Source organism: Arthrobacter sp. (assembly GCF_030540645.1).
Lineage (GTDB): Bacteria > Actinomycetota > Actinomycetes > Actinomycetales > Micrococcaceae > Specibacter.
On record NZ_JAUNVV010000068.1, the window covers coordinates 1 to 11,378 of the forward strand.

The 11,378-nt window shown below is 61.8% G+C and carries 10 protein-coding genes and 1 riboswitch; all 10 genes read right to left on the reverse strand.

Features of this window, described 5'->3' with window-relative positions:
- Positions 1-191 (reverse strand): hypothetical protein (locus Q4P21_RS12210; protein ID WP_303389039.1); only part of this gene is annotated, 191 nt, incomplete at its 3' end.
- Positions 191-871, reverse strand: a complete 681-nt coding sequence (gene nadD, locus Q4P21_RS12215; protein ID WP_282099569.1) for a nicotinate-nucleotide adenylyltransferase — start codon at positions 869-871, stop codon at positions 191-193. The genes Q4P21_RS12210 and nadD, both read right to left, overlap by 1 nt.
- Positions 872-881: 10 nt before the next feature.
- Positions 882-1,127: a hypothetical protein gene (locus Q4P21_RS12220; RefSeq protein ID WP_303389040.1), complete on the reverse strand. Its 246-nt coding sequence runs from the start codon at positions 1,125-1,127 to the stop codon at positions 882-884.
- A gap of 121 nt (positions 1,128-1,248) precedes the next feature.
- On the reverse strand, positions 1,249-2,529 hold the full coding sequence (locus tag Q4P21_RS12225; RefSeq protein ID WP_303389041.1) for a glutamate-5-semialdehyde dehydrogenase: 1,281 nt from the start codon (positions 2,527-2,529) through the stop codon (positions 1,249-1,251).
- 61 nt (positions 2,530-2,590) lie between these two features.
- A complete protein-coding gene (proB, locus tag Q4P21_RS12230; RefSeq protein ID WP_303389042.1) occupies positions 2,591-3,757 on the reverse strand; it encodes a glutamate 5-kinase in 1,167 nt (388 codons plus the stop codon).
- Positions 3,754-5,370: a GTPase ObgE gene (gene obgE, locus Q4P21_RS12235; RefSeq protein WP_303389043.1), complete on the reverse strand. Its 1,617-nt coding sequence runs from the start codon at positions 5,368-5,370 to the stop codon at positions 3,754-3,756. Before obgE ends, proB begins: the two co-directional genes overlap by 4 nt.
- 141 nt (positions 5,371-5,511) lie before the next feature.
- On the reverse strand, positions 5,512-5,769 hold the full coding sequence (gene rpmA, locus Q4P21_RS12240) for a 50S ribosomal protein L27 (RefSeq protein ID WP_207344761.1): 258 nt from the start codon (positions 5,767-5,769) through the stop codon (positions 5,512-5,514).
- Between the two features lie 59 nt (positions 5,770-5,828).
- Entirely contained in the window at positions 5,829-6,137 is a 309-nt protein-coding gene (gene rplU / locus Q4P21_RS12245; RefSeq protein ID WP_062006778.1) for a 50S ribosomal protein L21, read from the reverse strand.
- A gap of 432 nt (positions 6,138-6,569) precedes the next feature.
- Positions 6,570-8,063 carry a bifunctional hydroxymethylpyrimidine kinase/phosphomethylpyrimidine kinase gene (gene thiD / locus Q4P21_RS12250; protein ID WP_369598898.1) on the reverse strand — a complete coding sequence of 498 codons (1,494 nt, stop codon included), beginning with the start codon at positions 8,061-8,063 and terminating at the stop codon, positions 6,570-6,572.
- Positions 8,064-8,166: 103 nt separating this feature from the next.
- Positions 8,167-8,265: riboswitch (TPP riboswitch) on the reverse strand.
- A 154-nt stretch (positions 8,266-8,419) separates the two neighbouring features.
- A partial coding sequence (locus Q4P21_RS12255; RefSeq protein WP_303389044.1) for an Rne/Rng family ribonuclease occupies positions 8,420-11,378 on the reverse strand: 2,959 nt, incomplete at its 5' end.

Here is an 11,378-nt window from a genome sequence, read left to right on the forward strand (position 1 = left end):
GTTTTGGGTGCAGCAGCGGCGGTTTTGGGTGCAACAGCACCAGTCTTACGTGCAGCAGCGTTTTGAGGACCAGCGGCGCTTTTGGGCGCGGCGGTGCCGGGCTTGAGCAGCTGTCCCGTGGCGCCGCTTGATGTGGCCGACTGCACACGCGGCTCCCTGCGGCTGCGAATCGGCTCCGTGTCCTTGCTCATCACTCACTCATTCGGTTCTGGAAATCTTCGGTTCTCGAAGTTACCGGCACGATCCCTGCAAGGGCATTCGTGGCGGGTTGCAGGTATAGGCCATATTTGGCAATGTATTGCACCACTCCGTCCGGCACCAGGTACCAGACGGGGTTGTGCTCCGCCACCCGCATCCTGCAATCAGTGGAAGAGATTGACATGGCGGGCACTTCCAACAAACTCACATCGGTGCGCCCCCTGTCATCGAGGACATGCCCTGGACGGGTTACACCAACAAAATGAGCCAAGTCCCACAGCTCGTCGCTGTCTTTCCACGACATGATCTGTGCCATGGCATCGGCTCCGGTGATAAAGAACAAATCCGCCTCAGGACGCATCCTGCGCAAGTCGCGCAATGTGTCGATCGTGAAGGTGGGACCCGGCCTGTCAATGTCCACACGGCTCACGGTGAACTGGGGGTTCGCTGCCGTGGCAATGACGGTCATCAGATACCTGTGTTCAGCGGCGCTAACCTGGTTCTTGGCTTTCTGCCAGGGTTCACCTGTGGGCACGAAGATGACTTCGTCAAGCTTAAAGACACTCGCAACCTCACTGGCTGCGACAAGGTGGCCATGGTGAATCGGGTCGAACGTTCCACCCATGACCCCAACACGCAGACGACCCTTGGCGCTTTCAACCGAAGGCGCCAAGGGTGTTTCCTCAGTGATTGGAGGACGCCGAATCGTCGCCGTGCAAGTGCTTGTTCGTGTGCTGGCGGTGCGGGTCCTCGGAAGCTTCGACTGCCGTGTGCCGGTTGCCCAAGTTCATGAATGAGACAGTGACGAACATCAACAGCAGCAGCGCAGCGAGCATTGTCCCACCAATCACAAACGGGGGTGCGATCAACGGCGCAAGGTCATGTTCCTCTGCGGCAGCCAGTACGACTCCTGCAAGCTGGGTCAGCATTATTTCTCCCCTAGGGTGCGTGGCCGGGCGGCAATGTAACCGCGACCGAACCGTCTATCACTTGAATTCTTTTCTAATGGTACGTGCAATCGGCGTACACTGGCACACCGACGGGCCGAATTCAGCCCCGGACCTGACCTTCGCCCTGCACAATCCATTTGGTGGTGGTCAGCTCTGTCAGGCCCATGGGCCCGCGAGCATGCAGTTTTTGCGTGGAAATACCAACCTCGGCCCCGAGACCCAGCTCGCCGCCGTCGGTGAAACGAGTGCTCGCATTCACAATGACTGCGGCCGAATCGATTTCAGCAATGAACTTTTCAGCATTGGCCAAGTTGTTCGTCACGATCGCTTCCGTGTGGCCTGTGCTCCAGGTGCGGATGTGGGCGATGGCATCCGGCATGGAATCGACCATCTTCACGGCCAGGTCAAGGTCCATGTATTCGGTAGCCCAGTCCTCATCCGTGGCCGGCACTGCCGTGACCCCTGCCGGCAGCACGGCCTGCACACGCTCGTCGACGTGCAGGCGAACCCCCGCCTTGGACAGTGCCTTGAGCACTGCTGGAAGAACAGTCGCATCCTTGTGAACCAACAGCGTCTCCACTGTGTTGCACACGCTGGGGCGGTGTGTTTTCGCGTTCAGCAAGATGTTGACGCTCATCTCTTCTTCGGCACTGCTGTCGATGAAGATGTGCACGTTGCCTTCACCCGTTTCAATGACGGGAACGGCAGAGTTGTTCACCACCGTCTGGATCAGCTCACGTCCGCCGCGGGGAATCAACACGTCAACGGAGCCACGCGCCTTCATAATGAGGTTGGCACCTTCACGGCCGAACTGGTCCACCGACTGGACGGCGTCTGCTGGCAGGCCCACGGCGTCAAGCGCCTCGCGCAAGAGGCCGAGCAAAGCCTTGTTGGTGTGGGCTGCTGCGCTCCCACCACGCAGGATCACGGCATTGCCGCTCTTGAGGGCAAGGCCGGCAATATCAACTGTGACGTTGGGACGTGCCTCGTAGATGGCGGCAACCACACCCATGGGGACGTTGATTTGGCGCATGCGCAGGCCGTTGGGCAGAGTCTGTCCACGCACCACGTTGCCTACGGGATCGGGAAGGCTGGCGAGGTTTTCCAATGCGTCGGCCAGTCCCTGGACGCGGGCCTTGGTCAGTGTGAGGCGATCGAGCAGTGGGAGTGAAGTTCCATTTTCGTGGCCTGCTGCCACATCCTTGGCGTTGGCTGCAAGGATGGCATCTTGGTGTTCCAAAAGTGACTTGGCAATGGCACGCAGGCCTTTGTCTTTCCAGGCACGGTTGGCTCCGGCCATGCGGCGGGAAGCCCGGCGGGCACGCTCGGTGATGGCCTGAACTTCAGCGGAAATATTTTCTTTTACAATCGGTTCGGTCATCCATCAAGTCTAGGGCACCGAGGCCTGCGTCGCTGTGACGCAGGCCTCGGTCAGCTAGGCGCTAAACGCTCAGGATCACCAAGTCGTCAACATGGACCACTTCACGCTCGAATTGCTGGCCCATGACTTTTGCCAGGTTCTTGGTTGAGTGGCCCAGCATCTGCGGCAGGTCGGAATTGCGGAAGTTGACCAGTCCGTGGGCAAACACGTTCCCGTGTGAATCACAGAGCTCGACGGCGTCTCCGGCAACAAATTCACCGCTGACGGCGGTAATTCCTGCTGGCAGCACGGACTTGTTCCGTTCCGTGACCGCCCGGACAGCGCCGTCATCGAGTACCAGGCGGCCGCGGATATCCGCCAGATGTGCCAGCCACAACATGCGCACGGAGCGCCTGTTGCCGTTCTCGCCAAACCAGGTTCCCACGTCCTCACCTGCCAGTGCGGCAGCGGCTTGGGCGGTGGAGGTGACAAGGGCTGGAATCCCGGTTTCGGCTGCAATCATGGCAGCCTGTACCTTCGTGGCCATGCCTCCTGTGCCCAGCCCGGCCTTGCCGGTGGTGCCGATGACGACCCCTTCAAGGTCGTCCGGTGAGTCCACTTGGCTGATGCGTGTGGCCCCTTGCGAGGGCGGACCGTCGTACAAGGAGTCAACGTCGGATAGCAGCAAGAGGGCGTCAGCCTTCACGAGGTGTGCCACGAGGGCCGCGAGCCGGTCATTGTCGCCGAAACGAATCTCACGGGTGGCAACAGTGTCGTTTTCATTGACAATGGGAATGACGCCCAGGTTGAGCAACCGTTCCAAGGCCCGATGCGCATTGACATGCTGGCGGCGTTTGGCCAGGTCCTCGGCTGTCAGCAAGACCTGCGAAGCAATGACTCCATGGGCACTAAAGACCTTGTTGTAATAAGCCATCAACAACCCTTGGCCCACGCTGGCAGCGGCCTGCTGCGTCGCAAGGTCATAGGGCCTTCGAGCCAGACCCAATGGTGCCAAGCCTGCCGAGATGGCACCGGAGGACACCAGAATGATCTCCGTCCCCGCCTTGTGCCGCTCAGCCAGCACACCGGCAAGCTGGGTCAGGGCCTCCTCCGAAATACCGCCAACAAGCGACGTCAACGAGGACGACCCGACCTTCACCACGATTCGGGACGCGGTGGCAATAGTCTGCCGTGCCGGCAGGGAAAGCTCTTCGTCATGTTCCATAATTGTCAATGCTTCCAGGCTCATAGATCCTTAGTGGTAGTCGATTCTGTGGATTCACCTTCGGCAGCCAAATCGGCTTCGATGAAGTGTGTTTTGGTTGATTGGCGGTTGGTTGATTCGGTCCAGATTCCGGCCTTCCGCTCGGCCTCGAGTTCTGCGCGGGCCGCAGCCTTTGCGTCGCGGCGCTCCTGCTGTTCCTGGCGCTTCTGCGAGCGGGTGGGGCGATCGCCCAGATCGAGCAGGCGCAAGTCGGTGCCGCGCGGTGCCGCCAGGTGTTCGGCGCCACCCATCATGGTGGGTTCCCAATCAAAGATCATACCGTGCTCCCCGCCGATGACCACGGTGTCTCCCGGTGTGGCCCCCATCCGGAAGAGTTCCTTCTCGACGCCGGCCTTCGCCAATCGGTCTGCCAGATAGCCGATCGCTTCCTCGTTCTGGAAATCAGTCTGCTCAACCCACCGCTCGGGTTTCTCTCCACGGACACGGAACAGCGGCTCCAAGTTTCGTTCCTCGCGAACGATCGTGAAAGGCACGGCGTTCACCGCACGGGGGCGCAGCACAACGGGCGCCACCTTGGCGGGTGCGTCGATGATCTGCTGACGGGCGGCCATGACAATTTCTGCCATGGCGTAGCCGAGGCTCTTCAGTCCCTCATGGCTTGCTGCGGAGACTTCAAAGACCCTGTAGCCACGTGCTTCAAGGTCGCCGCGCACAAACTCTGCCATGTCACGGCCGTCGGGGGAATCCACCTTGTTGAGCGCCACCAGACGGGGGCGTGCATTCAACGGCACAACATCGCCGTCGGTGCCGGCATAGCTCATGTCGACGTCGTAGCGGTCAAGTTCCCGTTCAATGATGGCCAGGTCACTGATGGGGTCGCGGTCTGCTTCCAAGGCGGCGCAGTCCAGGACATGGACAATGGCCGCGCAACGTTCCACGTGGCGCAGGAAGTTGTGGCCCAGGCCCTTGCCTTCGCTGGCGCCCTCGATGAGGCCGGGGACATCGGCCATGGTGAAGCGGACGTCGCCGGCCTGGACAACGCCCAGGTTGGGAATCAAGGTGGTGAAGGGGTAGTCGGCGATCTTGGGCCGGGCTGCAGACATGGCGGCAATCAAACTTGATTTTCCGGCGGACGGGAAACCCACCAGGGCAATATCTGCAATGGACTTCAGTTCAAGGACAATGTCCGCCTCTGAACCTGCGATGCCCAACAGGGCGAAGCCCGGGGCCTTGCGCTTCAGCGAGGAAAGCGCGTTGTTGCCGAGCCCGCCCAGGCCGCCTGCGGCAGCGACGTATTCCGTGCCGATGCCCACGAGGTCGGCCAAGACGTTACCGTCCTTGTCCTTGATGACCGTGCCATCGGGAACTTCAAGGATCAGCGAATTGCCGTCCTTGCCGTCGCGCCAGTCGCCCATGCCGGGCTGGCCGTTGCCGCCGCGGCGGTGGGGGGCGTGGTGGAAGTCAAGCAAGGTGGTGGTCTGGTCGCTGACACGGAAGATGACGCTGCCGCCGTCGCCGCCCTTGCCGCCGTCGGGCCCGCCCAACGGCTTGAATTTTTCACTGTGCACGGAGACGCAGCCATGGCCGCCAGTCCCGCCGGATACATGCAATACAACCCGGTCAACAAAGCTGGCCAATGAAATCTCCTTGAATAGAACTTGCCATGCGCACTCATTCTAGTCCGCATGTAATCGTTGGCCTGAGTCAAGCCGGTAAAGCTGCGTTAAAAGACAGTGGGGCGGACCATGCGGCCCGCCCCACTGGAATAGCTTTGGTGATTAGACCGCAGCTTCAACGATGTTGACTACGCGACGTCCACGACGCGTGCCGAACTCGACTGCGCCTGCGTCCAGGGCGAACAAAGTGTCGTCCTTGCCGCGACCGACGCCTGCGCCGGGGTGGAAGTGTGTGCCGCGCTGGCGAACGATGATTTCGCCCGCCTTGACAACCTGACCACCGAAGCGCTTGACGCCCAGGTACTGAGCGTTGGAGTCACGACCGTTGCGAGTGGAACTCGCACCCTTTTTATGTGCCATTTGAAAATGCCTGCCTTTTGACTAAAAGTTACTAAGTGGATCGACGTTCGAAGCGCTTATTAAGCGATTGAAGTGATCTTGACCTTCGACAGTTCCTGTCGGTGGCCCTGACGCTTCTTGTAACCGGTCTTGTTCTTGAACTTCTGGATGACAATCTTCGGACCGCGGAGGTCCTCCAACTTCTCAGCCGTAACCTTCACATTAGCCAGGTCCTTGGCGGCGGTGGTGATTTTCTCACCATCGACCAGGAGCAGAGCGGGCAGCTCAAGCGTGCTGCCGACTCCACCGGGGACGCGGTTCATGGTCACGTGGTCTCCAACGGAAACCTTTTCTTGACGGCCGCCTGCGCGGACAATCGCGTACACCACTGGGGAACTCACTTCTCTCGACGTTATTACAAAGTTTATATGCCGGCATGATCATGATTGATCATTGCCAACCACATGCGCCCGCTGTTCAAAGTGAACGAAACGATATGCATGCATGTGCCTCAACGCCGTGGACCTCAATGGAGTTCTGCCATGGAGTGGTTGCCCTAGGTGTTGGCGTAAGCACCGAAGATCAAGAATACGCTAATTCTCGCTCCGGGAGCAAATGAGACTGATTGCGCAACCCCGATCGGGCCGGGCAAAAATGATCTCTTGTCCGAAAATCTTGGGGTACTTGCGAAACCGCACTTTGCAACTTTAGCGCGGAAGCTGGAAATTTTTACCATTTGCACCCGTGCCGCGTGGTTTTCTTCTTCCGGAACAGGTGGCGTTAATCACCTATGCCGGTCCATGGGCCGGTTGGCTGAGTGGCTAATTTGCTGCTTGGCGGGCTGCTTCATTGGGTGGCAGCACCTGGTGGGCGGCGGCAAAGAAGTCCACTTCAAACTGTGCTGAATGGGCAAAAGCCGCCTTCATGGCCCGGCGTTCCAGCGCCGACCCCCTGCGCGCGGCGGCGTCCATGATAGTGATGGCGGTTTGAGTTGCCTGGGCAAAGGCTTCGTCAGCGTACGTCTGCAGCCAGGCACCGTACGGGTGTTCGCCGGAAAACAACTGGTAGTCGGCATGGAGCACCCGTCCCACTTCGGCATAAAGCCAGTAGCAGGGCAGCACGGCCGCCACGACCTCCCCGTAGCTGCCTGAAAATGCCACCCCTTGCAGGTGGTCCACGTAGTGCTTCGTCACGGGCCCCTGCAGCAATTCTTGGGGATGCTCGCTCAGCCAGTCGCGGTGCAGCGACATCTCCACTTCCAGACAGTTTTGCGCCCCGGAGGCCCAAAACATTTGTTCTGCTTCGGTGGGTGCCAGGGCGCTTGCTCGGGCCAGAACGCGTGAATATGTCCCCAGATAGAGTGCGTCCTGTGCCAGATAATACGCAAAGTGGTTGCGCGCAAGGGTGCCTGATGCGAGTTCCTTGATGAAATCAAGGCCGAAGATGGCCTCGCGTTGCGGTGCGCTGTCCTCCCACACATCTTGGCTGAACGAATCAAGACCAGGCGCTGCAGTTTCCCACAAGGCGTGCAGGTGGTTGATCGGTCCGGCACCGGCGCCAACGTGCAACTCCCCCGACGTCTCCAGAGCTCTACTCAGCCACGCCTTGGCCTGGCGCACACTCTGCGCCCAGTCGCCCGTCCGGGCCTGCAGGGTTGCCACAGCCGCCGAGAGCGAACAGCCGGTTCCGTGCGTGTTCGCCGTGTCCACCCGCGCAGCGGAGAACTCCTTGACTGTGCCATCGGGCGCCACCAGTGCGTCGGGGCATTCAACCCCCGGCAGGTGCCCGCCCTTGACCAGCACAGCGAGCTGGTGCGCGGCGGCCAGCGCCCTGCCCTGCTCCACCGCCCCAGCCCATGACTGCGCCTCGGGCTCGCCCAGCAGGGCAGCCAGCTCGGGAATGTTGGGGGTGAGCAGGTCAACGTGCTCCAGCAGGTCCAGAAGCGCGTTGTGGGCTTCCGGGGCCATCAGCGCATCACCGCTGGTCGCCACCATGACAGGATCAAGCACGACGACGGCGGGCCGGGTCCGTGCCAGCCAGCTGGCCACCGCGCCCATCACCTCCGCGTTGCCAAGCATTCCGATCTTGACGGCGTCAATGCAGATGTCTGCCGACACGGCGTCGAGCTGGCTTCGCAGGAACTCAGCCGGGGGAAAGTGCACGCCGGTGACTCCGCGGGTGTTTTGTGCGGTCAAGGCGGTGATGGCTGTCATAGCGTAGCCGCCGTGGGCCGAAATGGACTTGATGTCTGCTTGGATTCCCGCTCCCCCGGACGGGTCCGAGCCGGCAATGCTCAGTACTCTGGGGTGTTTCACGGTTCTGGAGTGTTCTACGGTGACTGGAGCCGCAGGTCCTTGCACGACGCCTCTGTGCGCGGCGCCTTTTTCGTGAAAGTCTGTGGCGGTGGTCGTTAAGGTGTTCATGGCCATGGGACATCCCTTCGCCGGTTCTAGCCGGGCAGGTTCAACGGGTTTTCTCTCAGCCGGACCTCTTGTCCTGGCACCCCGTGTCGCTCCTCACCCTAGCCTCGCTCCCACGGATTAACGAAAACCAGCCCGCAACAAACAGTGGTCGAATCCGCCGGTGGCGGTTCTTCCTGCTGCTTGGTGCGGGCTGGTGCTATTTCCTGAAGCTTTTCTTCCGAACGAGCTCAGTGTTCCTAGAGACGTTCCTAGAGCTCGGCTGCGGGAACTCCCACACCCAAAATAATGGGCTCCGGGCTCTTCACAGCCGCTGCCTTGGCCTGTTGACCCTGTGGGTCCTGTGGGGCCTTGCCACTGTGTCGCGTCGACCCCTGAGCACGGGTGCCGCCGTCGTTCGTTTCCACGGCCATGTCGGAACCGCCCTGTGCACTGCGCGCACTGCGGTTGCGGCGTCCCCTGCGTGAACGGCCGCGGCTGCTGCCACTGTCCGCCTCTGCATCGCGGCCAGCTTCGTGGCTCCCGTCTCGGCCAGCCTCGTGGCCCACATCGTTACCTGCACCGTGGCTGGCGTCGCGCTTGGTCTGCGCTGCGTCGTGGCCGGGGGCTGACAGCTGGTCAAGTGCCTGCGTCAATCCTGCCAAGGCCGCGTCCCTGTCTGCCGAGGCCGTGCCGGAGAAGCCGCTGCTTTCGCTGCGGTGCCCGCGAGGGAGCTCAATGTCCTCGCCACCCAGGGTGAGGATGGCGGCGTCGTGAGTGTCTTCCACCTCCGGCTCCGGTGCAGCCACGGAGCTGGACTCGCTGGCGTGCTCATGGTGTGAGGCTGCCGCAGCTGCTGCGATGTTCGCCAGCGCGGCGCGTGCCACAGTGGCCTTCTGTGCTTTTGCAGCCTCGTCGACCTCGTCGGGTACGTGGACTTCGGGAACTTCCTGAATCTGTTCGGGCTCATTTTGCTGCCCGCGGTTACGGTTACGCTTGCGCTCGCTACGAGTCGAGCGGTTGGCTGTGCGTTCGCCGTCGCGGGGTTCCTGGCGTGCCTGATGGCTCGGTACGCTCTCTGCGGCAGCGTGGGCCGTGTGGGCGGAATGAATGCGGCGGGGCTCCACGGGGATGTCGTGGGTGACCATGCCGCGGCCTGCGCAGGTGGGGCACTGCTCGCCGAAGACCTCCAGCAGGCCCGTGCCCATGCGCTTGCGCGTCATCTGGATCAAACCCAGGCTGGTCACCTCGGCCACCTGATGCTTGGTCCTGTCCCGGCCCAGGCACTCGACAAGACGGCGCAGCACCAGATCGCGGTTGGATTCCAGGACCATGTCGATGAAGTCGATGACGATGATCCCACCAATGTCGCGCAGGCGCAGCTGACGGACAACTTCCTCCGCTGCTTCCAAGTTGTTCTTCGTGACGGTTTCTTCCAGGTTGCCACCGGAACCGGTGAACTTGCCGGTGTTGACGTCAACCACCGTCATGGCCTCGGTGCGGTCAATGACCAGCGAACCACCCGAGGGCAGGAAGACCTTGCGCTCCAGGGCTTTGTTGATTTGCTCGTCAATGCGGTGCACGGCGAAGATGTCATCCGGATTAGTCCACTTTTCCAGACGATCAAGCAGGTCCGGAGCCACGTAGGTCACATAGGCTTCGATGGTGTCCCAGGCGTCCTCACCGGAAACTATGAGCTTCGTGAAGTCCTCATTGAAGACATCGCGGACCACCTTGATGGTCAGGTCAGGCTCGGCGTACAGCATCTCCGGTGCGAGCGTCTTGTGCGAGGAAGCCCTGGCGTTGATGCCCTCCCATTGGGCGCGCAGCCGGTTGATGTCATTGGTCAGCTCTTCTTCGCTGGCACCTTCTGCCGCGGTGCGCACAATGACACCGGCGTTTTCCGGCAGGTGGTCCTTGAGCACGCGCTTAAGCCGATTGCGTTCGACGTCGGGCAGCTTGCGGGAAATCCCCGTCATGGAACCGCCGGGCACGAACACCAGGTAGCGTCCGGGCAATGAGATCTGGCTGGTCAGGCGCGCACCCTTGTGGCCCACGGGGTCCTTGGAGACCTGCACCAGGACTGAGTCGCCGGACTTCAGCGCATTTTCGATGCGGCGCGGCTGGCCGTTGAGGTTGGCGGCGTCCCAGTCGACTTCTCCGGCGTACAGGACGGCGTTGCGGCCGCGGCCAATGTCGACAAAGGCGGCTTCCATGCTGGGCAACACATTCTGGACCTTGCCCAGGTAGACGTTGCCGATCAGGGAGTCCTGCTGCGTCTTGGAGACAAAGTGCTCGGCCAGGATGCCGTCTTCCAGCACGCCGATCTGGATTCGGTCTTCGCCTTGGCGGACCACCATGACACGGTCAACCGATTCCCGGCGCGCCAGGAACTCTGCTTCCGTGATGACGGTGCGGCGGCGGCCAGAGTCGCGGGAATCGCGGCGGCGCTGCTTCTTCGCTTCGAGACGGGTGGAGCCACGCAGGCTCGTCACCCGGTTTGAAGGACTCGTGGTCGACTCCGACGGTGTGCGAGGGGCACGGACGCGGGTCACCGTGTTGGGCGGATCTTCGTCGCTGCCGCCGGTCATTTCCAGGTCGGCATCCCCGCGGCGGCGGCGGCGACGGCGGCGGGAGGTCACGCCGTCGTCGGTGCCTTCGCCGTCACTTTCAACGCCGTGGTCCTCGGAGCTGTCGTTGGCCTCTGATGTGTCACCGTCGGAACTGCGTGAGTCAGTACCGCGGGAATCCGAGTTGCGGGAGTCAGTGCCACGGGTGCGCCGGTTGCGGCTGCGGCCGCGTCCACGCTGTTCACCGCCATGGCTGTCCGAGTCCTGGCTGTCGTCGTCATCTTCGTCAGAGCTGGCTTCGGAGCCTTTTGTTGCAGTGACTGACAGGCTCTGGCTCAGATCCGGAGCGAGGAACAACGCCGAAATTCCCGTGGACGGGGCCGCGAAAGGGGACTCGGTGGTGGGCGCTGCGTCGATTACTTCAAGAGTGAGCAGGTCTTCCGCGGGAGCTTCCGTAGCCGCAGGCGAGGCAGCTTCTGCAGAGGCGGATGCTGCGGTGCCGGCTTCCTCTGTTGCGGGCGCCGCAGGTGCTTCTTGGGCCGGGGCGCTGTGGGCTGCGGACCGGCGACGGCTGCGCGTAGTCCTCGGTGCAGCCGTTTCAACCGGTGCATCGGATTCAGCAGTTTCGGCTGTTGCAGTAGGTGCGGCGGGGGCTTCGGCG

Excerpts from the sequence above, each read along its gene's own strand:
- Q4P21_RS12220 (WP_303389040.1), bottom strand. The coding sequence starts at position 1,127 with ATGCTGACCCAGCTTGCAGGAGTCGTACTGGCTGCCGCAGAGGAACAT.
- rpmA (WP_207344761.1), bottom strand. The coding sequence starts at position 5,769 with ATGGCACATAAAAAGGGTGCGAGTTCCACTCGCAACGGTCGTGACTCC.
- Q4P21_RS12225 (WP_303389041.1), bottom strand. The coding sequence starts at position 2,529 with ATGACCGAACCGATTGTAAAAGAAAATATTTCCGCTGAAGTTCAGGCC.
- proB (WP_303389042.1), bottom strand. The coding sequence starts at position 3,757 with ATGAGCCTGGAAGCATTGACAATTATGGAACATGACGAAGAGCTTTCC.